This window comes from Rhizobium sp. 18065 (assembly GCF_902706095.1).
Classification (GTDB): domain Bacteria; phylum Pseudomonadota; class Alphaproteobacteria; order Rhizobiales; family Rhizobiaceae; genus Allorhizobium.
Genome location: NZ_CACSJP010000010.1, coordinates 49,063 through 71,765 on the forward strand (window position 1 = coordinate 49,063; position 22,703 = coordinate 71,765).

18 protein-coding genes are annotated in these 22,703 nt (G+C 59.5%); 6 read left to right on the plus strand and 12 right to left on the minus strand.

Translation table 11 applies throughout. From position 1 onward, the window contains the following. Positions 1–24: 24 nt before the first annotated feature. A complete protein-coding gene (locus tag GVK95_RS20250; RefSeq protein WP_159952500.1) occupies positions 25–1,122 on the plus strand; it encodes a glycosyltransferase family 4 protein in 1,098 nt (365 codons plus the stop codon). Continuing rightward, the gene (locus tag GVK95_RS20255) at positions 1,119–1,862 is read left to right on the plus strand and encodes a polysaccharide deacetylase family protein (protein WP_159952501.1); all 744 of its coding nucleotides are present in this window, start codon (positions 1,119–1,121) and stop codon (positions 1,860–1,862) included. Before GVK95_RS20250 ends, GVK95_RS20255 begins: the two co-directional genes overlap by 4 nt. A gap of 37 nt (positions 1,863–1,899) precedes the next feature. Here the strand turns inward: GVK95_RS20255 and GVK95_RS20260 are convergent, their stop codons facing one another. The 9 genes from GVK95_RS20260 to GVK95_RS20300 form a co-directional block, all read right to left on the minus strand. Further along, complete coding sequence (locus GVK95_RS20260) at positions 1,900–2,319, minus strand: cyclic nucleotide-binding domain-containing protein (protein WP_007607443.1); 420 nt, start codon at positions 2,317–2,319, stop codon at positions 1,900–1,902. Positions 2,320–2,367: 48 nt separating this feature from the next. Further along, the gene (locus tag GVK95_RS20265; RefSeq protein WP_159952502.1) at positions 2,368–5,082 is read right to left on the minus strand and encodes an ABC transporter transmembrane domain-containing protein; all 2,715 of its coding nucleotides are present in this window, start codon (positions 5,080–5,082) and stop codon (positions 2,368–2,370) included. 64 nt (positions 5,083–5,146) lie between these two features. Further along, positions 5,147–6,325 (minus strand): glycosyltransferase, encoded by a 1,179-nt coding sequence (locus tag GVK95_RS20270; protein WP_159952503.1) that lies wholly within the window; start codon positions 6,323–6,325, stop codon positions 5,147–5,149. Beyond that, complete coding sequence (locus GVK95_RS20275; RefSeq protein ID WP_159952504.1) at positions 6,322–7,572, minus strand: glycosyltransferase family 4 protein; 1,251 nt, start codon at positions 7,570–7,572, stop codon at positions 6,322–6,324. Before GVK95_RS20275 ends, GVK95_RS20270 begins: the two co-directional genes overlap by 4 nt. Before the next feature lie 2 nt (positions 7,573–7,574). Further along, the gene (locus tag GVK95_RS20280; RefSeq protein ID WP_159952505.1) at positions 7,575–8,786 is read right to left on the minus strand and encodes a glycosyltransferase family protein; all 1,212 of its coding nucleotides are present in this window, start codon (positions 8,784–8,786) and stop codon (positions 7,575–7,577) included. Positions 8,787–8,857: 71 nt separating this feature from the next. Then, positions 8,858–10,033: an ABC transporter permease gene (locus GVK95_RS20285; RefSeq protein ID WP_159952506.1), complete on the minus strand. Its 1,176-nt coding sequence runs from the start codon at positions 10,031–10,033 to the stop codon at positions 8,858–8,860. Next, positions 10,030–11,028 carry an ABC transporter permease gene (locus GVK95_RS20290; RefSeq protein WP_159952507.1) on the minus strand — a complete coding sequence of 333 codons (999 nt, stop codon included), beginning with the start codon at positions 11,026–11,028 and terminating at the stop codon, positions 10,030–10,032. Before GVK95_RS20290 ends, GVK95_RS20285 begins: the two co-directional genes overlap by 4 nt. A gap of 2 nt (positions 11,029–11,030) precedes the next feature. Continuing rightward, positions 11,031–12,932 carry an ABC transporter substrate-binding protein gene (locus GVK95_RS20295; protein WP_159952508.1) on the minus strand — a complete coding sequence of 634 codons (1,902 nt, stop codon included), beginning with the start codon at positions 12,930–12,932 and terminating at the stop codon, positions 11,031–11,033. After that, on the minus strand, positions 12,929–14,830 hold the full coding sequence (locus tag GVK95_RS20300) for an ABC transporter ATP-binding protein (RefSeq protein ID WP_200844346.1): 1,902 nt from the start codon (positions 14,828–14,830) through the stop codon (positions 12,929–12,931). The genes GVK95_RS20295 and GVK95_RS20300 overlap by 4 nt, the downstream gene beginning before the upstream one ends. Before the next feature lie 204 nt (positions 14,831–15,034). Here GVK95_RS20300 and GVK95_RS20305 point away from each other — a divergent pair, with 204 nt between their 5' ends. Further along, positions 15,035–15,997 carry a glycosyltransferase gene (locus GVK95_RS20305; protein WP_159952510.1) on the plus strand — a complete coding sequence of 321 codons (963 nt, stop codon included), beginning with the start codon at positions 15,035–15,037 and terminating at the stop codon, positions 15,995–15,997. Positions 15,998–16,026: 29 nt separating this feature from the next. Here the strand turns inward: GVK95_RS20305 and GVK95_RS20310 are convergent, their stop codons facing one another. Next, entirely contained in the window at positions 16,027–16,587 is a 561-nt protein-coding gene (locus tag GVK95_RS20310; RefSeq protein ID WP_159952511.1) for a hypothetical protein, read from the minus strand. Positions 16,588–16,876: 289 nt separating this feature from the next. Between GVK95_RS20310 and recQ the strand changes: the two genes are divergently transcribed. Next, entirely contained in the window at positions 16,877–18,736 is a 1,860-nt protein-coding gene (recQ, locus tag GVK95_RS20315) for a DNA helicase RecQ (protein WP_159952512.1), read from the plus strand. Between the two features lie 43 nt (positions 18,737–18,779). Here the strand turns inward: recQ and GVK95_RS20320 are convergent, their stop codons facing one another. Continuing rightward, the gene (locus tag GVK95_RS20320) at positions 18,780–19,181 is read right to left on the minus strand and encodes a cupin domain-containing protein (RefSeq protein WP_159952513.1); all 402 of its coding nucleotides are present in this window, start codon (positions 19,179–19,181) and stop codon (positions 18,780–18,782) included. Between the two features lie 172 nt (positions 19,182–19,353). Here GVK95_RS20320 and GVK95_RS20325 point away from each other — a divergent pair, with 172 nt between their 5' ends. Then, complete coding sequence (locus tag GVK95_RS20325) at positions 19,354–20,286, plus strand: alpha/beta hydrolase (RefSeq protein WP_159952514.1); 933 nt, start codon at positions 19,354–19,356, stop codon at positions 20,284–20,286. Further along, positions 20,283–20,693 (plus strand): ACT domain-containing protein, encoded by a 411-nt coding sequence (locus tag GVK95_RS20330; protein ID WP_159952515.1) that lies wholly within the window; start codon positions 20,283–20,285, stop codon positions 20,691–20,693. Before GVK95_RS20325 ends, GVK95_RS20330 begins: the two co-directional genes overlap by 4 nt. On the opposite strand, the gene GVK95_RS20335 is transcribed toward GVK95_RS20330, so the two are convergent. Continuing rightward, positions 20,686–22,689, minus strand: a complete 2,004-nt coding sequence (locus tag GVK95_RS20335; protein ID WP_159952516.1) for a CocE/NonD family hydrolase — start codon at positions 22,687–22,689, stop codon at positions 20,686–20,688. The genes GVK95_RS20330 and GVK95_RS20335 overlap by 8 nt on opposite strands. Positions 22,690–22,703 lie beyond the last annotated feature (14 nt).

A 22,703-nucleotide genomic window follows, 5' to 3' on the forward strand; every position in this document is an offset into this window, starting at 1 on the left:
CCCTTCGGTGGCTGGGCGGACGTCATGAAAATCGCCTTCTATTCTCCACTGAAATCGCCGGATCACCCGGTTCCTTCGGGTGATCGTCTGATGGCGCGCCAGTTGATCGCCTGTCTGAAGCTTTGCGGTCACAGCGTGGAAGTCGTCTCGGATCTGCGGGCCTTCATCGCCGACCATGGCGATCGAGACGGGCGCGACGCGCTGCTGAAAAATGCCGGAGCAGAGGCCGCACGTCTTCGTGAGCAGTGGCGTCAACGGGGCGTACCGGATCTGTGGTTCTGCTATCATCCTTACTACAAGTCGCCGGACCTTCTTGGCCCTGACCTGTGTGCGGAGTTCAGGCTTCCCCATGTCACCGTCGAGGCATCCTATTCCCATCGCCGGAATATCGGTGTGTGGAGCGATCTGCAGGCCCGCGTGCTCGATTGCATCCGCCTCGCTGCGGTGAACATCTCCCTGACCGAACGCGATCGCGCCGGGCTCGTTGCGGCTGCACCAGAGGCGGTGGTCGCGAGCCTCAAGCCCTTCATCGATGCCGATGCATTTCTCGGGACTTCTCCCCGACCTGATCCGCTTCGTCTGGTGACTGTGGCGATGATGCGGTCGGGCGACAAGCTGGCCAGCTACAAGGCCCTTGCCCAGGCGCTCGACCGGATCCGCGATCAGCCATGGAGGCTGTCGGTCGTCGGCGACGGTCCAATGCGCGACGATGTCAGGGCTTTGTTTTCCGGCTTGCCGGAAGGCCGGATTGAATGGCTCGGCCAACAAGAGCCTGTCGAGATTGCTCGCATTCTCGCGGGCAGCGCACTGTATGTCTGGCCGGGATGCGGCGAAGCCTACGGGCTTGCCTATCTGGAAGCGCAGGCGGCCGGTGTGCCGGTGGTCGCCTGGGCGACGGCGGGTGTGCCTGAAGTTGTTGATAACGGCGCGACGGGCATTCTGACGGAGCCGGGCGACATAGATGCGTATGCTGCGGCCATAGCAAGCTTGCTGGGGAATGAAGAGGAAAGGCGCCGAATGGCCGGGAATGCGCGTGCCCGCGTCGTGCGTGATCACTCGCTTGATGCCGCGAGCAAGGCGCTCGATGCCATCCTTCAACACTATTTGGGAGGTCAGTCATGATTGGGCAGACAGAAATCGATCCGTTGATCGAGGAGCTTGATCGTCGTGCCGATCTTGGCGACCCGCTGCATCTATGGCTTCGGGACGATGATGCAGTCGAGCCAAGCGCGCCACTGGACTGCCTGCTTCAGCTGACGAACCGTCACCGCGTGCCAGTGCTGCTTGCGGTCATCCCCGCCTTTACCGGCGCCGAGCTACAGCAACGTCTGGCTCTGGAGATGGCGGTCGAGGTGGCGGTGCATGGTTGGGCTCATGTCAATCATGCGGGTGCGGGTGAGAAAAGCCGTGAGCTGGGGTTGCATCGACCGCTTGCAACGGTGCTCGACGAACTTGCGCGGGCGCGCGAGCACCTTGCATCTCTTTACCAGACCCGGTTCCTGCCTATGCTTGTGCCGCCCTGGAACAGGATCGACAGCGAGATCATCGATAAACTCGGTGGTCTCGGCCTCGAGGCGCTGTCCGTTTACGGGCCTGAAAAATCAGGTCCGCTGACGATGCTGAATACCCATGTGGATATCATGGACTGGCGTGGCACGCGCGGCGCGCGCCCGCTGGGTGCCGTGATCGCAGATCTGGTGGCGATGTCGCGAACCCACAAGGGTCCGGTCGGGTTGCTGACCCATCATCTCGTGCACGATGCGGCGGCCTGGGATTTGCTGGAGATGCTTTTTGCGGCCACGTCAGACCATGCGGGCTGCAGATGGCGATCGGCACGCGATCTTCTTGCCGATAAAGCCTAGAGCCGGATCGGGGATGGGCTGTCCAGCAAGTGGCAGATCAGTGGGTGGTCGCCATGCGCTCGCCCAGGATGCGCATGGTTTCGGCCATCGTGCGCGGGCAGCTGGCCAGGATCTTGAGGAAGTAGTCCTTGCTGATCCGAAGGGCTTCGACCGGGGTGGCTGCCTTGACCGTCGAGTTGCGCGGACGATCGCACAGGATGGCGATTTCGCCGACCACGGAACGGCAGCCGACTTCGGCAATCTTGGTTTCGCCAGCGGGACTGTCCATGATGATGTCCACGGCGCCCGACAGGATGACGTAGGCAGCATCGCCGGCATCGCCCTGGTGGAACAATTCCTGGCCGGTTCCGTAGATGACCCGGTCAGAGGCAAACGCAAGCAGCTTCAGTTTTCCAGCATCCATGCCGGAAAAGAGAGGTACACCGCGTAACATCTGCACTTCGTCATTCAGGATCATCACATTCACCTGCCTCGAAAAATTGCGTTCCGACTGTCCTACCACCAACTATGCTATCAATTGCTTATAGACCGAACCGTTTTCGACAATTGTCTCGTAAGACCCATCTTCCGCCACAGTTCTGTCGTTAAAAGCAATAACCCTCTCAAAGTGCTTTGCAAGGGGCGTGTTCGAAAGTACCCAGACCACCGCAGGAGTATCACCATCCTTTGCCAGAAAGGCAAGGGACGCTTCGACGATCCTGTCTTGAAGATGGTGATCGAGCCCTGAAAGCGGTCGATTGAAGATATAGTAGTCCGACTTGCGGATCAGGGCCCGGGCAAAACTCAGCTTGAGGCGCTGCGAATGGGAGAGCCGCCGTCCGGCAGCCCCGATATTGTATTCCAGCCCCAGTGCCAGCAGAGCCTGATACAGGCCGGGCTGAGCCCGCATCAGCGAGGAGCCGATTTCGCGGAGCTGCTTGGCAGCATCGCTGAACCGATGATTGATCTTGCCGAAGATGATATTCTCGATCAGATTCCCGGACGACAGATAGGCACTCGGGTCATAGCGCTCGATGTATCCACGCAGGGCGTTCGGCAGGTGATCATGGAACCGATGCCGGACCTCGATGATCTTGCTCATCAAGGCTTCGTCGAGCAGGCCGAAACGGTGTCGAGGCTCGACGTAGAAGAAGCTCAGGCGAATAAGCGCGATGCGGTCTTCGTCTCCGACACTGCGCATTGACTGGCCGGTCAGCCGTTGCAAACGCTGCTGGTAGGCCGGAATTTCCTCCGGTGTCATGTAGGTCAGGCGTTCGAAGAACGGGTGATCCAGCGGCAGGTCCTTGAACAGCTCGACCGTGTTTTCCGCAATCGCCATGCCCATCCTGAACAGTGCTTCGCCGAGGCCGCTTTCCTCCATCATGTTGCGGAAATAGGCGGTCTTGGCGATTGCCTGGATGGCAGAGTCAGAGCTCATCATACCGAAGAACAGATTTTCACCGACCATCGCCTCGGTGTTGTACCGGTCCTCCTCGAAGGGAATGACAAGACTGTTGAGGTTGCGGCGGTCCAGTTCCTCGCGCAGCCTGCGGCGAAGCTGGACGATATGGGCTGCGAGCGTCGGGTCGCTATCGACATCGATGGTCGAATGCAGGGCGAGTTGAAGGACGTCTTCCGAAAGGTCTACAACCTCCAGAACTTCTCGCATTGCCTCGAAAAGCCCGTCCATGTCCTGTGCACGGGTAGCACCGATGTCAATCCAGTTGCTGTTCAAGTCGAAATCGGCATTGCCGGATCGTTTTGCTTCGAGAATGTCCCATCTGCGCTTGTCGGCGGCCGCACCCTTATAGGAGACGGTGGCGGTGGGGGCGTGCTTGAGCCCATAGAGAAGATTGTCCTTCAGCGAGCCGAAGAACAGGTAGGCGTCGGGTGCCGCATAGGAGATCCTGCGACCAGTGATCGCTTCCGGCAGCATGAAGATGTCGTCCTCGCCAGCGCTGACCTTGCCGCCCGTCGGCCGCGTGATGCGACCCAGAGCCTCGGCCAGGGCATCGGCGCCGCTTGCGGCCGTGCCGATGATCGCGACCGTTTCGCCGGGCGATATCTTGATCGATACATGCTCCAGAATTCGCGCACCGTTGTCGTCTTCCACCATCAGATTGTTGGTGCTGAGCGGATGGTTCATCGTGCCGATGCTTGACGGTTCGAGAGCCTGAATCTCGGCATCGAGCAACTGGTCGGCCTCGAACTGCTCGACGACCTGTTCGTATTTGACCTGCACGTCCTGGCGGGCGAGATCCCAGTCGATCAGTTCCTTCAGCGGGCCGGGCAGTTCCTTGTAGGCATTGATGACGGCGACCAGCTGGCCGACGTCGAGCTTGCCGACAATCGTCAGGTAACCGCCAATGACGTAGAAAAGGAAAGGTGTCACCTGGGCGAGGAAGTTGTTCAGGAATTTCACCATGAACTTCCACTGGTAGATGTCGTAGCGGATGCGGAAGATGTAGCCGAGCCGCGATGCGATATCGGCACGCTCGTAGTTGGACGTGTCGAAAGCGTGCACCGTGCCGATGCCATCGACGATCTCGGTGACGCGGCCTGCCAGCTGTCTTGCGCTGATCTGTCGCTCGCGGCCAAGTTCGATCAGGCGACGGCGCATGCGCGGAATGATGCCGACCTGCACGATGGCCATGGCGAATGCGACAAAGCCGAGCCAGAAATGCTGCATGAAGATGAAGACCAGGGCCGTCAGTGCCTGACCACCGAGCAGGGCCGGCTGCACAAAGGCATCTGCGGTAAAGCCGCCGAGCGGCTCGACCTCATCCTTCACCATGCTGGCAATTTCGCCGGCCTTGATGCGCTTGAAATAGTTGGGCGGAAACCGGAGAATCCGGTCGATCAGCTCAAAGCGTATGCGCCGAAGCAGGCGTTCGCCGAGCCGGCCCTTGTAGGTGTTGATATAGAATTTGAACAGGCCATTGATGATGACGAGCATCAGGAAGGTCAGGCTCAGCGCCATCAAGGACGGCAGGCGTTCCAGCGGCAGGCCGGGGAAAAGCTCGACATTGCCCCAGAACGGAATGTCCAGGGTCAGGTGCATGAACAGCTGCGTATCGCCAGCCTTGGTGAAACCATCTCCCTGTATCGGGCCATTGACGATCTGCTTGGGCAGGTCGAAGGCGAGATAATAGGGGATCATCGACAGGGCGACAAACAACAGGATCCAGAGTTGCTGGCGGCTGGTGTGGTTCCAGATATATCTGGCGAGGTTTGGTTCCATGGAAAACTTCTATGCGTTTTTTCAGGCTGCAGCTATCCAGGGACAGGCTGAGGGGTCTTTAGCATCATAGCTGGGAAGCCGGTCGCTTGTTTAGAAGGTCTCTCAGTAACTCAGCCGTTCGATTTGCCCCGTCGAGTTGCAAAACAGGCACATCCGGCAGTAGGCCCAGATCAAGCGCCCGATTGATCGCGGAGACCATAGTGTTGCCGGAGAGCGAGTGTTCGGCCAAGACGATGGCGAGGCCCATACGCTCCAGTCTCTCGGCGCGCGCGGTCTGTTCGGTTTCGCCGCCGGATGCGAATGGTACCAGCACCGATCGGCATCCCGCCTGCTGGAGATCGCAGACTGTGTTGTAGCCTGCCTGGGAGATGGATAGCCTTGCCGTGGTCAGCAGGCTGCGAAAATCGGTGCGGAAGCGGACCAGTTGCACATGGTCCGGCGCCTGGGCGGCAAGCCGTTCGAAATCCGGCTGGGGGAGGTTTGGGCCGGCGATGATGCACCAGCGTCCAAGATCGGTCAGTTCAGTCGATGCATCCAGAGCGGCCTGGATAAGGCCTGCACCCACGGCACCTCCGCCCGCCGACACGACGATGTCAAATCGTTCCGAGGGCGGTGCGGCCGGGCGTCCGGTGACCAGACCGGTGTAGGTGATCCGATCGGTGATCGAATGCGCCAGCGGGAATGTATCTTCGAGCCTGATGAAATCAGGATCACCATGCACCAGCACGCCGTCGAAGTGGCGGCGGATCAGATCGACGGTTTCTTCATCCCGGCCGGGTTTCGCGCGTTCCTGGAGGATGTCACGCAGCGATGCCAGCAAAAGCGGACGCGGTCGTGTCGCCTCTATGGCTTCGATCAGCGGCAGAAGCTCGAAACGTACCTGGCGGCGGCCGAAGGGAAAGGCTTCGAGCATGACGATATCGGGCCGTTTTTCGCGATAGGTCGCGAGCAGGAGATCGCGCCGGCGTGCCTTGAAGGCATCGTCCACCAGATGTCCATCGGCATCGACCAGTTGCGAAAATCCACCATCGCCGACAGCGATCGGCGGCAGGGCGACGTGGTTCACGCCGGCTGCAGGAAAACCAGCAACCGGCATACCTCCGGTCACCAGCGTCACGTCGAAATTATTTTCGGCAAGTGCCTGGACGATGTGGCTTGCCCTAGCCAGATGGCCAATGCCCAGCAGGTGCTGAACGTAGAACAGGACGCGGGGTTGCGATCCCATCGCGGCGGCCTGCGTCATTTCGGCGCCTGCCATTCGCTTTCGAACAGCGCCTTCAACTGGCCGACGCTGGAGTGATAATCGAAACTGCCGCGCACCTTTTTCTCGGCCGCCTGTCCGAGCCGGTCGCGAAGCTCAGGATCGCGGATTGCCCGTTCCAGCGCGTTGGCCAGAGCCTGCGGATCTTCCGAAGGCACCAGCAGGCCGTTCTCGTCGTCCTTGAACAATTCGGGTATGCCGGAAATGTCGGAGGCAACGCAGGTCAGACGCTGGCTTGCCGCCTCGACCAGAACATTGGGAAGCCCGTCACGGTCGCCATCGCTGGTGATCCTGCAGGCCAGCGCGAAGATATCGGCCGTGCGATAGGCCTGGAGTACATCCTTCTGATCGACGGCGCCCAGCCAGGTGATCTTGTCGTCGATGCCCAGTTCATGGGCCAGTTTCTTCAGCTTGGGACGCTCGCCACCGTCGCCGGCATGGACGAAGCGCCAGTGCAGGTCCGACGGCAGGAGGGCAAATGCCTTCAGCAGAACATCATAGCCCTTTTTCTCGACCGCTCGTCCGACGCTGATGATCGTGACCGGATCGTCGCTGCTGGCGCCATCGCGTGGCGGGCGAAGGCCGTCGAAATGGGGAAAGCGGTTCAGGTCGAGCCCGTGATAGCTCAGATGAATGTGGCTGACGTCTTCGGGGCCGAGCTGCTGCAGATGCTCGTAGCCGGTGCGTGTGCAGGTCACGGCCCATCGGGCACTTGCCAGCTTGGCGGAGAGTTCCCAGTCCCTTGATGTCCAGATATCCTTGGCATGGGCGGACACGGTCCAGGGAATCCCGGTGATCTGGCTGGCATAGGCGGCGACCGATGCCGGCGTGTGGATGAAATGGGCGTGCAGCCAGCCTGCGTCCTTAGGCCATTCGTTGACCAGCACTGCCGCCTGCCCGAAACGACGGAAGCGATTGCGGGTGAAGTCACGCCGCAGATCCGAGCGGAACTGGGCAAATGCCTTGCGGAAGCCCGGCCGCTTGCGGCTCGCAAACAAGGCACGCAGCACCCGGATGGGTTCCTGATGCAGATATTCGGGCAGGTAGTGGACCGGTGCCTGTATTTCATCGTGAACGGCGTGCCGCTTCTTGTCGGTGGGGCGGCGCAACGCGACGAGGACCAGCTCAAGACCGGCCTTTTCGAGACCCAGCAATTCCTGGGCGATGAAGGTTTCCGACAGACGCGGATATCCCTTCAGCAGCACGACGATTTTACGGGAATGCGGCAAACCTATTGGGCCTCTTCTGCAATGGCTGGGATCAATTCGCGCCGGGTCAGCTCGCTGCCGACCATGCGGGTGATATTGTTCAGGCCCTCAAGGCGCAGAACGGCGCTGTTGCTTGACGGCGGCTGGCGGCTTGGAAGCGCCTGCAGCGCGGCTGCCAAGCGCTTCGGATCCCGGGATTCTTCCGGCCTGAGCATATCGATCAGGCCAAGTTCGGCCGCGCGGGTTGCGCGGATCAACTGCTCTTCGCGCGGCATCACGCGCGGGATGATCAGCGCTGGCTTGTCGAAGGAGAGAATTTCGCAATAGGTGTTGTAGCCACCCATCGCCACGACCGCCTTGGAGCTGGCGATCAGCTCTTCCATACGGGTGTCGAATTCGATCACCTCGATATGCGGAATGGCAGCACCCTTCTTCGCAAACATGATGCGCTGCTCGGCCGGCATATAGGGGCCGAGCACGATCAGCGCCTTGTGGGTCAGGGTCGGGTCCTGCTGATAGGCCTGGATGACGTCTTCGACCAGATCAGCGCCGTCACCGCCGCCGCCGGTGGTGACAAGGATGTAGTCGCCATCCGGCTGATGCAGCGAGCGATCCTGATGCGGTGCGCTTCTCTGCAGGAAGCCGACGAAATTCATCTTGTCACGCACCGGTGCCGGCACGTCGAGACCGACGAGGGGATCGTAGAAATCCGGCGGGCCATAGACCCAGATGTCGTCATAGAAGCGTTCGATCTTCTGCATGACATCCTTGCGCTTCCACTCCGCCTCCAGCAGATGCGGCGCGTCCATCACTTCGCGCAGGCCGAGGATCAGCCTGGTTCCGCGTCCCTTCAGATAGGCCAGGGTTTCCTCGACCTCGCCGCCCAGACCCATGGGCTCCTTGTCGATGATGAAGATATCGGGTTTGAACGTCTCGGCGGTGTGACGAATGATCGAACGCCGCATGTTCAACGTGTCTTCGAGATCGATATGACGCTCAAGCGATGTGTATTCGCCGTTGCGCAGCTTGATGACGCTCGGGATTTTGACGAAATCGACGCGGGCGCGATAATCGAAGGCACCGGCAATCGTTGCACCGGAAATGATCAGCACGTTGAGGCCGCGATATTCCTCGACCAGCGCATGGGCAATGGTCCGGCACCGGCGAAGGTGCCCGAGACCAAACGTGTCATGGCTGTACATCAGGATGCGGCCTTGCTCAAAACTGCGCGTCATGAACGAAGTCCCTCGGCTCCACTGGAAGCCGCAAGAGTGCTGGGAGGATTCCTGCGCATCGAAATTCCGTTTCACTTATAGGGGTCGGCCGCATCGCGTAGACCGTCACCAAGAAAATTGAAAGCCAAAATAACCAGGATGACAGGCACCACTGGGAACAATAGCCAGGGATAAAGTGCAATAATGTTGACGCTGCGTGCCTCGGTCAGGAGGATGCCCCAGCTGGTGATCGGCGGGCGCAGGCCGATGCCGAGGAAGCTCAAGGCGGTCTCGCCAAGGATCATTCCGGGAATGGTCAGGGTCGCGCTGGCGATCAGGTGCGACATGAAGCCGGGAACAAGATGGCGGCGGATGATGCGGGCGCTGCCGGCGCCCATCACCTGCGCTGCCAGTACATAGTCTTCCTCGCGAAGCGACAGCAGCTTCGAGCGAACCGCGCGTGCAAGTCCGGTCCAGTCCAGCATGCCGAGAATCACGGTGATGCCGATATAGACGAGGATGGGGCTCCAGGTCACCGGGATGATCGCTGCCAGCGCCATCCATAGCGGGATGCTCGGGATCGACTGCAGGACCTCGATGACACGCTGGACCAGAAGGTCGAAAATGCCGCCGTGATAGCCGGCAAGTCCGCCAATGACGATGCCGAGGACAAAACTCATCATCACGCCCAGAATGCCGATCGTCAGCGATATGCGCGCGCCATAGATGATGCGCGACAGCATGTCGTGACCGAGACGGTCGGTGCCAAGGAGGAAGAGCTGGCCTCCGTCGGCCGGGCAGACCAGATGCAGGTTTGCGTCCACCAGATTCCAGAACCGGTAGCCATCGCCGCGGCAGAAAAAGCGCAGCTGCTGAACATCGTCGGTATTGTCGATATAGACCCTCTTCAGCGTGTCCATGTCGAGCGTCATGCGCTGGCCATAGACGAAAGGTCCGACAAAATTGCCCTGATGCATGAAGCGGACTGTCTGCGGCGGGGTGTGGATGAAATCGATATTCTTGGTGTGCAGGTTGTAAGGCGCCAGGAACTCGCTGAACAGAATGCTCACATAGACCAGGATGAGAAAAATCCCGGAAAACAGCGCCATTTTGTGGCGGCGGAACTGCCACCACATCAGCTGGAACTGTGATGCCTGGGCGATGTGCTTGAGTTCCTCGACCTTGCGTTCTGCGGCGTAGGGATCGAATGCGGCGCTCGAGACATAGTGTCCCATCGGTGCGCCTGGTTCGGGAAGGGGTGTGTTCATTTCTGGCTCCCTCCACCCAGACGAATGCGCGGATCGAGTATCGCCAGCGCGATGTCAGACACCAGCACGCCGATTACGGTCAGGAAGGCCAGGAACATCAGGAACGAACCGGCGAGATACATGTCCTGGCTCTGCAACGCCTTGATCAGCATCGGGCCTGTCGTTTCGAGCGACAGGACGATCGCGGTGACTTCAGCGCCGGAAATGATTGCCGGAAGGATCGATCCGATGTCGGAAATGAAGAAATTGAGCGCCATGCGCAGGGGATATTTCAGCAGGACCCGCAACGGGTGCAGGCCCTTTGCCCTTGCGGTCACGACATATTGCTTGTGCAGTTCATCGAGAAGATTGGCACGAAGTCGGCGGACCATGCCGGCCGTGCCTGCCGTGCCGATGATGATCACCGGTATCCAGATATGCGACAGGATCGAGCGGAATTTTTCCCAGCTCATCGCCGCATTGAGATATTCGCGGTCCATCAGGTGGCCGATCGAAACGCCGAACCAGATATTGGCGAAATACATCATCACCAGAGCGAGCATGAAATTCGGCACGGCAATGCCGATCAGACCGAGAAACGTCAGGCCGTAATCGCCCCAGCTATACTGATGTGTGGCCGAATAGATGCCGATCGGGAAGGCCAGAAGCCAGGTGAAGATGATCGTCACGAACGACACCAGCACCGTCAGCCACAGCCGGTCTCCGACAACATCCGAGACAGGCAGGCGGTATTCGAAGGAATAGCCGAAGTCGCCGACCAGCATTCCGCCAACCCAATGGATATAGCGCAGAACGGGAGGGCGGTCGAAGCCGTAGCGGGCGCGCAACTCCTCGATCTCGGCCATGTCGGCGGCTTCACCCATGGCGCGAAGCTCGGAAACATAACTTTCGAAATAGTCGCCGGGCGGCAGTTCAATGATCGTGAAAACCAGCATGGAAATCAGGACCAGTGTCGGGACCATCACAGCGATGCGCCATAGGATATATCGCAGCATGATCACACGTCTCTATCGTACCAAAAGGTGTCCGGCATGTAGACACCGAGATAACTGGTCGGATCGAAGCCGAACAGCGCCTTGTCGGGAATGTTGCGCAGCCGTCTCGACCTTGCAACTGGTTGCAGGCCACCGTTGACGGTGCCGATGCTGAAAACCTGCTGCGTATACTGGGACAGCATTTCACCCCAGATTCGTGTTCTCTCCTCGGCCGTCGTCGTCTGGCGCCAGGCCCGCAGCCTGTCGACCAGATATTGTACCTCGGGCATGTCGGGCGCCTTGCCCTTTGTCTCGGCCGAGGCAAAGTACATGCCCCAGAGCGGCCATTGCAACTGGTCGTCGGAACTCGGCGCCAGACCGCTGGGCGACATTTCCGAGGTCGGGACGCCGTTGTCGAGGCCCTGCCATACGGACATCATGATCTGACCGCCAATCGCGCGGCTGCGGAAGATGTCGCGTTGGGATGTACGAATGAAAAGCGACAGGCCGACCTTGTGGAAATGGTCGGTGATGAGTTCCAGCACATCGGTTTCCAGCGTGCTTTCGCCGGCGCTTTCGATGATGATATTGGCGGGTCGCCCATCCGGCAAAAGCCGGGTTCCGGCAGCGTCGCGGCGATTGAGCCCGGCGTCGTCGAGCAGTTTGTTGGCCTTCTCCGGGTCGTGAGACGACCATGCGGCGGCATATTCGGGCTTGAAAAGCGGGCTTTCCGGCAGGATCGTATCGGCGCTTGGCTGGGCCAACCCATAGAAAATCGCCTTGTTGAGCTCGTTGCGATCAATCGCCAGAGACATTGCCCGGCGTACGCGTACGTCGCGAAACACCTGCCTCCAGCCATCATCGACACAGTTCAGGTTTGGTAGAAGCGAGACCATGGACCCCTGCGTTCGCTTCCACAGCGACACTTTCAGCGGATAGATCTTTTCCGCTTCCTTCAGAAGCGTGTAGTCGGAGAAATCCAGGCCGACGAATTGAAGTTCGCTTTCGCCCGTTGCCGTTTTCGCAGCGATGATGTCAGGCGAGCTGACATTCAGGATGAGCCGGTCGAGATACGGCAATTGGCGGCCATCTTCATCGACGCGGTGGAAATAGGGATTGCGCTCGAAAATGAACTGCTCGGCCGGTGGCGCAATTGTCGGATGCCATGGTTCCAGGGTGGGAAGATCCGGGTTCTCGGGGCGTTGCTGACGCGACATCTTGATGTGCAACAGCCGCCAGTCGTCAACCCGGTGGTGTCGAACCAGATCGTCGAGAGCCTTTGGGTCCTGGTATTTGGCGTGGAACTGCCGGAGATAGGCGGAAGGAAGCGCCAGCGCGACCGGAATGGGAGAGGCCAGTTTCGGCAGGAAGTCCGGTATCGGACTGTCCCATGTGTAGCGGATGGTCAGCGGATCGATGACCTCGAAACGCGGCGGCTTGCCGTCGACCAGCAGATCAACCGGTGGGCCGCCTTTGTGGATGTCCCGATTGAGGATGACGTCTTCCCAGCAATAGCGGAAGTCTTCGGCGGTAAATGGATCGCCATTCGACCACTTGTGGCCTTCGCGCAGGCGGAATTCGAAAATGCGTTCTTCTTCGACAGTGAAGGATTGAAGAATATCGGCCTGCAGTTGTAGATGTTCGTCGTATCCGACCAGACGGGAATAGCCATTGATCGGCATCAGCCGAACGTCGCGCTGGCCGCCGATCAACATGCGGGCGGCGCCACCGTGCAGGCCAGGCACGCGTCCCATGGAATGCAGATCGACCATGCGCGGCTGTTTCGGCAGGCGATCGGCAACGGCCGGCAATCGCCCGGCCTCGACGGCGGCGGTCAGATACTCCGACTGACTGTAGGCCGCGCGGGCAACGCCGGGCAGAACCGCGGAAGCCAGCATACCGAGAGCGGTTCGGCGCGTGATCACAGAGCCAGTTCCCGAATGTCGACATTCTTGCGGGCGAGAACGAAATGACCACCGCCAAGATCCGCCGGTGCCATGACATCCTCTTCGTCGCTATCGCAGAATGCTTTTGCCCAATTGCCGCGCGACACGGAACTGGTCTGGCCAGCCGTGGCGAAGTTCAGCGGGCGGTCCAGATCAGGGAAGGCGACGGCATCCAGCAATGCTTTCGTATAGGGGTGGACAGGTGCGGTCATGATCACTTCCCTAGGTGCGATTTCGACGATGCGGCCGGCCCACATGACGGCCACCCGGTCGGCCATATAGTCGACAACGGCCAGATTGTGGGAAATGAACAGGTATGTCAGTCCGAGGTCCTTCTGCAAGTCTTTCAGCAGGTTGAGGATCTGCGCCTGGACGGAGACATCGAGAGCGGAAACCGGTTCGTCGCAAATGACGAGACTTGGAGCCAGCGCCAGCGCACGCGCAATGCCTATTCTTTGTCGCTGGCCGCCGGAGAAGCTGTGCGGGTAGCGGTTCAGAGAGGCTTCGTCGAGCCCGATTGCCTTGATCAGGGCCTTGACCGCCATCTTGCGCTTCGCGACGTCGCCATGTCCGTGAATGTCGAGCGGTTCGCTGAGAATGTCACCGATGGTCATGCGCGGCGACAGCGAGGACAGCGGGTCCTGAAAGACCATCTGGATCTTGGTGCGCAGCGCCCGCAGTTCCGAGCCCTTGGCGTTCAACACATCGATCGGACCGTCGCCATCGTCGAAGATGACAGATCCGGAATCAGCCTCTACGGCGCGCATCAGCATCTTGCTGACTGTGGTTTTCCCGCAGCCGCTTTCGCCGACCAGACCCAGACATTCACCGCGCCTTATGTCAAAGCCGACGCCATCGACCGCGGGCTTGGTCTTGGCCTTTTCACGGGCAAAGCCGGGCAGTTTCCAGTTTTCCTTGCGGGTCTCGAATGTCTTGCTGAGATTGTCGACCCTGAGAATGATGTCGGGGCCGGAGCGGGCCTGGAATTTCTTGCCGAGCAGGTTTTCCTGGTTGACCTTGATTTCGCGCAAGGGCTTCAGGCGGTCGCCGCGCGTCATGCCAAAATGCGGAATGGCTGCCATCAGGCCCTTCAAATAGGGATGTTCCGGTCGGCGGAAGATGGTGTCGACGGGACCGGCTTCCATGATCTCGCCCTGATAGATGACGACAACTTCGTCGGCGATATTGGCGACGACGCCGAGATCGTGGGTCACCAGCAGGATGGCCATGTCCATTTCGGCCTGGAGATCGCGCAGCAGTTTCAGGATCTGAGCCTGGATCGTCACATCGAGTGCTGTCGTCGGTTCGTCGGCGATCAACAGGGCCGGCCCGCAGATCAGCGCCATCGCGATCATCGCCCGCTGCCGCATGCCGCCGGACAGTTCGAATGAATACATGTCGAAGACCTTGCGCGGATCGCTGAAGCCCACCCGCGACAGCATGTGCTCGCAGCGCTCGCGCACCTCCGCGCCCTTGAGGCCGCTATGGATGTGAAGCGCCTCGCCGATCTGGTTGCCAATGGTGTGCAATGGCGAGAACGAGGTCATCGGCTCCTGGAAGATCATTCCCATGCGGCCACCGCGGATCGAGCGGATCTTGGGGCCATCGTGGGGAAGGGGAAGGATATCGATCTGGCCGCCATCCGACAGTGGATCGTCGAACAGGATCCGGCCGGAAACCGTTGCCGTCGGCGCCTGAAGCCCCATGACTGTCTGGCTGATGACGGATTTTCCGGATCCGGATTCCCCGACCAGTGCGGTCACCTTGCCCGGCAGAACGCGCAGGTTCGCATTTCTGACGGCGGTGATGCTTGCGCCCATGATCGAAAACGAGACGTGCAGGTTTTCAATTCGCAACAGGTCCTTTGACGGGCGCATTTCGCTTGGACTCATATTTGCCTTCTCGCCCCTTGGATGCTTCTGCATTCGGCTTATAATGTTGCTTGATGAAGAGATTAGCGTGTGCTTCGTTTCTGTCCATGCCTTTCTTGTGTGCCGCTTTTGTCCCAGCAGGCAATGTGCACAGGATAGGTGCCCAAGGTACCGCGCATCGATCACGGCCGATATCTTGAGGATTGCAACATGCCAGCCAAGCAAAGACTGAACGGTGTCCTGGAAAAGGCCGCTACCCTTCGCGATGCGGGGGCGTTCGACGCGGCGCGGGACCTGCTCAATACACTGGCATCAGACCCGGATCATGCGGCTATGGGACCGAAGACGTCGCTTGGCTTGCCGCGGCGCCTGCATTCGGCGATGCTGAAGCTTGCCAAGGCCGAGGGCGACGCGATCAAGCGCATCGGCTATCAATTTCATCTGGTGCCGGACCCCGAGCTTCTGGCGGCTCATGCGCATTTCAGCACGGCAGAGCGTCGCGAGCTCGCCGAGGCCAACCGGCAGGCAATTCCTCCGGTCATCCACCAGATCTGGATCGGTTCGAACGCGCTTCCTCCGTCGACGGCTGCCTGGGAAACGCACGCGGCCAAACATGGCTACGGCTATTGTCTCTGGCGGGAAGAAGACCTCGAGGCGGCCGGGATTGCCGACAATCCGGCCTATCAGGCGATGCTGCGAGACGGCGATTATCCCGGAGCGGTGGATGTTGCACGCTACGTGCTGCTGGAGCAGGAGGGGGGCATCTATCTGGATTGCGACTGGTATCCGGCGCGGTCCGATATCAGCTTCCACGACCTGCTGCCGATGACCGGATTGACCGCGATGCCGGAAGATATCCCGCGCAATACCGGACGAGGCAGCGTGTTGCTGGCAAATTCCTTCATCGCAACGCCGCCGCATCATCCAGCCCTTATACGATTGAACGCTGTGCTGTCATCGGTTGTCGAAACCATGCCCGGTGCGCCGGCCTGGTGGTCCACCGGGCCGTTGATTTTCACCCTGATCGGTCGTGGGGGCTCGATTGCCTTGGCGGATTCCAGTTTTGTCGCAGCCAACCTGAAGAGAGGTGCTGCGTTCGAGGACGTCGAGGTCGCTTGCAAGGCGGCAGAGGCCAGCGATGGCGGCCTGCTTCTGGCGTGGAAATCCTGGTGATGGTTGCGCGCAAATAGCTTCGAGCAAATCTATTTGCTTAGCATACCGTGTATCATTTCGTGCATAGTTCGTGGCTTGGCCCAAATCAGCCAAACAGCAAGTGAGGTAACGAGACCGGCGGGAATATTCCAATGTTCTCGAATTCCAATATTGCATCCATAGAGCAATAAGGTAATCCCAATAATATCTGCAAAAACCAATGAAAAATTCCAAAATCTATTGTTGTTTTTAACTTCCCATACGCCAAGTAAATTACCGATCATAATAATGCACAGGTATGCGGTTAAAATCACCTTGGTATTTTCCATGTTTTCTTTTATAGATAACGCAATTAACGCTACAAAGAACAAATGAATCCCTTCAAATATTACTCCTAGCGGATTTGTAGTGTAATATTTATCTGATTTTATCAATAAATGATCTACAACTATATACGAAGATAGAAATAAAATAGTTATTATTGATGGGAATATTATTGATGGTTCATTTGATTTTATTGAGTATAGTATTTCGCATGATGTCCATATCACGCTTCCAGCCACTGCTGGCGTGAGTATCTCAGCATATAATGTCATGATAAGCTTTATCATTTTATTCACCAATTGCTGTTTTGTTTTAATATAATTAATATTAATGTCGATTGTCAATATAAAATAAATTTGTTGTTTGGAGTTTAAATTTTCTCTGTGTGTTTTGTAATTGGGCGGTACTGATTTCTATCGATATTGTGTTTAATATTTGCTTTTTTGGTATTTGGTATTTGGTATTTGGTATTTGGTATTTGGTATGTTGATTCGGACTCACTCTCTCTGAAGCTTTGACGCTCGAAACGTGATGCAATCTGTGGCAGGGTCGCTGCCCAGCCGAGAAAGCGATTCCATGCCGCACAATGAAAGCCATACCGTTGCCCTGTTCGAAAACGAGGGAATGGACAGCCCTGTTTCCGTTCTGAAACGGGTCTATGGCTACCCTGCCTTTCGGGGCAAGCAGGCTGCGGTGATCGACCGGGTGGTATCCGGTGGCGATGCCGTCGTGCTGTTTCCAACTGGTGCCGGCAAGTCGTTGTGTTTCCAGATTCCTGCCCTCTGCCGGGGCGGTGTCGGCGTCGTCGTCTCGCCGCTGATTGCGCTGATGCGCGATCAGGTCGAGGCCCTGAAGCAGTTGGGCGTGCGCGCCGCAGCACTGAATTCGTCACTGTCGCGCGAAGAGTTCATCGAGGTGCGCCGAGCGATCGCCCGAGGCGAACTCGATCTTCTCTATGTCACGCCAGAGCGTATCGTGACGCCCGCCTTCAAGGAAACGATCGGCAACGCGAAGATTTCGCTGTTTGCCATCGACGAAGCGCATTGCGTGTCGCAGTGGGGCCATGATTTCCGGCCGGAATATCGGGAGCTCGGACGGCTGGTAGAGGAGTATCCCGGCGTGCCGCGCATGGCGCTGACGGCAACCGCCGATCCGCATACCCGCGAAGACATCATCGACAAGCTTCAGCTTCATTCGGCGGAAGTTTTCACTACCTCGTTCGACCGGCCGAACATTGCCTATGAAATCGTTGAGCGCGATCAGCCACGCCAGCAGCTATTGCGGTTTCTCTCGCGTCACAAGGGCTCGAGCGGGATCGTCTATTGCCTGTCGCGCGCCAAGGTCGAGGACACGGCTGAATGGCTGAACACGCAAGGGATCAACGCGCTCGGCTATCACGCGGGCATGGAGCGGGCTGTGCGCGACGCCAACCAGGATGCCTTCCTGAAGGAGGAAGATCTTTGCCTGGTGGCGACTGTCGCCTTCGGTATGGGCATCGACAAGCCGAATGTGCGCTATGTCGCGCATCTCGACCTGCCGGGTTCGGTCGAGGCCTATTACCAGGAAACCGGTCGTGCTGGCCGCGACGGACTGCCTTCGGATGTGTGGATGGCCTATGGCATGGCCGACGTGATCCAGCGTGGGCGGATGATCGACGAGGGGTCGTCGGGCAATGATATCAAGCGGGTCGAGCGGGCGAAGCTTAATGCGCTGCTCGCCATTTGCGAGACGGCGGGGTGCCGGCGCCAGGCGATCCTCAAGCATTTCGGCGAGGCGCATGGCGGCCAGTGCGGCAATTGCGATACCTGCCTGAAACCAGTCGAGACCTGGGATGGGACTGAGGCTGCGATCAAGGCGCTGGCGGCGGTCTACCGGACCGGCGAGCGCTTCGGTACAGGCCATCTGATCGACGTTCTGCTCGGCAACGAGAACGACAAGACCAGCCGCTTCGGCCACATCGACATGCCGGTTTTCGGGGCGGGCAAGGAGCTTGCGTCGAAGACCTGGCAATCGGTGTATCGGCAACTTCTGGCCGCCGGCCTCGTCAGCGTCGATCATTCAGCCTTTGGCGCCCTCAAACTCGAACCGGAGGCGCGGTCGGTCTTCAAGCGCGAGCGCGAGGTGCATTTCCGCAAGGACCGCCCGACGACCGGCAAGGCCTCGCGGTCGTCTTCGGTCAGTTCGGCCAATGCCAAGGCAGGGCTGGAAGGTGCGGATATGGAGCTCTTCCAGGCGCTCAGGGCAAGACGCATGGAGATCGCCAAGGATCTCGGCGTTCCGCCCTATGTCGTGTTTCCCGATACGACACTGGTTGCCTTTGCCACCGAGAGACCATCCGATGAGGAGGAGATGCTCGATATCTCCGGCGTCGGACAATCAAAGCTGGAGCGCTACGGCGAGGCGTTCCTCGAGGTGATCCTCGCCCATTCCCGGTAACTCCGCCGATAAACGGCGAAAGCCTGATCGGTTTGCCTTGGTGTCAACCTGCCGGCTGGTATTCGGCATCCGTGACATGCTCCAGCCAGTCCACCGATTTTCCATCCAGCGCTTCATGAATGGCGATATGCGTCATCGCGACATGGGGTGAAGCGCCATGCCAGTGTCTTTCTCCGGGAGCAAACCAGACGATGTCGCCGGGGCGGATTTCTTCGACCGGGTCGCCCTGCCGCTGGACAAGGCCGATGCCCGAGACCACGATCAACGTCTGGCCGAGCGGATGGGTATGCCATGCCGTGCGTGCGCCCGGTTCGAAAGTGACCGTGGCTGTGCCGACGCGTGCGGGTTCATCGGTCTGGAAGCGTGCGTCGATGCGCACTGTCCCGGTGAAATATTCGGCCGGGCCTTTCGTCGAGGCGATAGAGCCTGCCTTGGTAATTTTCATGTCGCTATCTCCTGTCGTCGCCATCCGGCACATGTATTACGGCACTATAGAGCCAGCGGCGGCAATGCGCAGCATCAATTGCCGAATGTAGCGGATGCGAGTTGCTTCGGCGACAAAAGCGCCTAGCATCATACGGATATTTCAAGACCGTTTGCCAGGATAGGCCGCATTCATGGATCTTCATCAAAAGCCATTTCATCAGCCACGCCCAAGCGAGGCGGCGATCCTGGAGTTCCTGGAAGTCTGCGACGGGTTCTATCCGCCGGATGCGGTCGAGGCTTCGATCGCCCAGCAGCGCGGCTGGTATGATGCTCTGTGTGCCCGTTTCGACCGTCCTCTGCCGCAGGGCATGGTGACGGAAGACGGCCGGATCGGGGCGGTCGCGATCCGGCGATACACGCCGTCCGAAATACACACGCCAACGCTGCTCTATTATATTCACGGCGGTGGCTTTGTTGTCGGCTCGCTTGAGAGCCATCATGCGATCTGCGCCGAGATTGCCGAACATGTCGGGGCCGAACTGGTGTCCGTGGATTATCGCCTTGCACCGGAGCATGTCTGGCCGGCGCAGACGGATGACTGTTTTGCAGTGCTGACGCATCTGTTGGCCGATGGGCAGCAAGTCGTTCTGATCGGTGACAGCGCCGGCGGCAATCTTGCCGCAGGGTTGGCGATCCGGGCGCGAGACGCAGGACTGTCCGGCATTGTCGGTCAGGCGCTGGTCTATCCGGCGCTTGGCGGCGATCTGGTTTCGGGATCCTACGCGGAAATGGCCGAGGCACCGGGACTGACAACGGCGGATGTGGCCTACTACCGCGCCGTGCTTCAGGCGCCGGCGGATGATGAGGTTGCTTATCCACTTCTGTCGCATTCGCTGGCCAACCTGCCGCCAGCCTATATCACGGTGGCGCATTTTGATCCGCTGCGGGACGACGGCTGGCACTATGCCGAGAGATTGAGACAGGCCGGCGTGGAGGCGATAGTCCGCGATGAGCCGCAGATGGTGCATGCCTGGCTACGCGCCCGGCACATGAGCGAGGGCGCGCGCCGTGGCTTTGATGTTCTTTGCGACGCGATTGTCCGCATGGCTGGTATTGCCGGATGAGCCGCGGGATCAGCGATCTTGCCGTCCTTCTGGCAAGCCTGGAGCCGATGCTGGTCGAGGGCCAATTCGTCTATGCGACGGTGCCGGCGGACATGCTCGCCGATGCTCTTGCGCTGCAGCCGATCGGCCTGTTCTTCGAGGCGGAAGGACTGACGCTGATCTTGCCGAGGGAGGCAGCCGAAACGGCCGGTCTTGCTGCCAGTGCGCCTCTTCGCTGCATCACCATCACTGTGCATTCGTCGCTGGAGGCGGTCGGGATGACGGCGGCGATGGCAACGGCGCTGACGAAGGAAGGCATCAGCGCCAATGTGGTCGCGGCCTATTACCACGACCATATCTTCGTTCCGACGGCGGATGCGGATCGCGCCATCGACGCGATCCGGGCGCTGTCGGCATCGGCTACATGAGGTCGCGGGCGATTGCCTTTTGCGGAAAGGTCTTTTCAAACACCTGGGTCTCTCCCTCATAAGCGACGACCGACGCACTGATCAGCCATTCGGTCTCGGTACAGGCGATGCGAGAGGTCGATACCGTGCGCACCGACCAGCCGGGTCTCTGCATGTCGCAGGTCCAGACGGAGGTGCCGGTCATCGACAGTGGATCACCGGGCGAGATCGACCAGGTCTCGTCGCGCAGCTGCCGTGTCGACAGGCCGGTGCCGGGATGTTCAAACAGGCCGGTATCCTCATAGATGATATAGTCTGTGCGGTTGGCTGACATGTCGCGGACGACCTTGCGGTCGGTCTTGCCCGGCGCGTGCTCGATATAGGTTGGCAGTGGATCGGGATTATCCGGTTGCTTCATTTCGAACGTGTCATGTGCGCCAAGCTTCGGCATTGCAAGGCCGAGCGAGGCGATGTCGAGGGTTAGGCCGGCATCGGTCGGAGATGGAAGGATCATCGGCCAGTAGGAGGTCGACAGCGACAGGCGGATGCGATGGCCGGGCTTGAAACGGTAGCCGCAGGCGTCGAGTAGCATGCGGATCTGCGTTGGTTTTCCGGGTTGCATCGGCTGCGGATCGCCATTGCCGTTGCGGTGGGTGAGGTTGAGCACTCCGAAGGAGACGCGCGTCGCCGAGCCATCCGGATGGATATCGACAATACGGGCGATCAGGTTGGCGACGGGTGCGTCGCTGCTCAGCGTTATGGTAAGTTCCGGCCGACCGAGGAAATCATGCGCGGCCGACAGCGGTGCGGTCTGGAAGGTCAGCGAGCCGGCGTCGTCGACACGCTGGTCGCCGGCAAGCTCGGCGTCGGGCTTCAGGGTGAACCATTCACCGGCGGCCGTGCCGGTATCGAGCGGCGATTTCAGATAGACGTCATGGGCCGGCGCATGCGGGATCGGCAGACCTTCGGCGAGCGTGCCGAAAGCCTTGACATAAAAGCTCTGCATCTCCGGTTGCTGCCAGGTCTCCTTGGAGACCCAGAAGCCGGGATCGACATTGCGGCGCGGCGCGGGCTTCGGTCCTTCGAGAATGTAGGCGCGTGCCTGCGGCAGCTTTTCGATGCCGTTTTCCTCGCCACGCAGCCAGTGGTTCCAGAAGGCGATCGCCTCGCCATGAAAATCGGCGCGGGGCTTGGGCCAGGCAAAATGTGGATATTTATGCACCCAGGGACCGATCAGCGCCTTTGACCGGTCGCTCATGCCCTCGACCGCGAGCAGCGGCGTGTTGCGATAGCCATCGGCCCAGCCCGCGATCACCAGCGACGGCACTTCGACGGCGGAGAAATCCTCACCGATCGAACCGTGTTTCCAGAAGGCGTCGCGACGCTGATGGGCGAGCCATTCCTCCATGAAGAAAGGCTCGTTTTCCAGTCGCTCCATCCACATTTCGCGCCAGCGGTCGCCGACGATTTCGGGGTCCGGTGAACGTGACTGATAGGCGAGCATGGTCGCGGCCCAGGAGAGCTGGGCCGAGAGATGCGTGCCGTTCTTGTAGTGGATGTCATCGTTGTAGCGGTCGGTGGTGGATGCGATGGAGATCACGGCTTTCAGCGCCGGCGGGCGAAGAGCTGCGACCTGCAGGCAGTTGAAGCCGCCCCAGGAGATGCCCATCATGCCGACGGAGCCGTTGGACCACGGTTGTTCTGCGATCCAGCCGATCAGTTCGCAGGCATTGGCAAGTTCCAGTTCGGTATATTCGCCGTCGATCACGCCATCGGATTCACCCGAGCCGCGGATGTCGACGCGGACACCGGCAATGCCGGCGGCGGCAAAGACCGGATAGGTGGATTCGTCGCGCGGGCTGGTGCCGTCGCGCTTGCGATAGGGCAGGAATTCGAAGACGGCGGGAACGGGGTCGGCATTCGCACCACCCGGCATCCAGATGCGGGCGGCGAGCCGGGTTCCGTCGGCAAGGACGATCCATTCGTTCTCGATGACGGTAAAGCTGCGTATGGACATGTTTTTAACCCCGT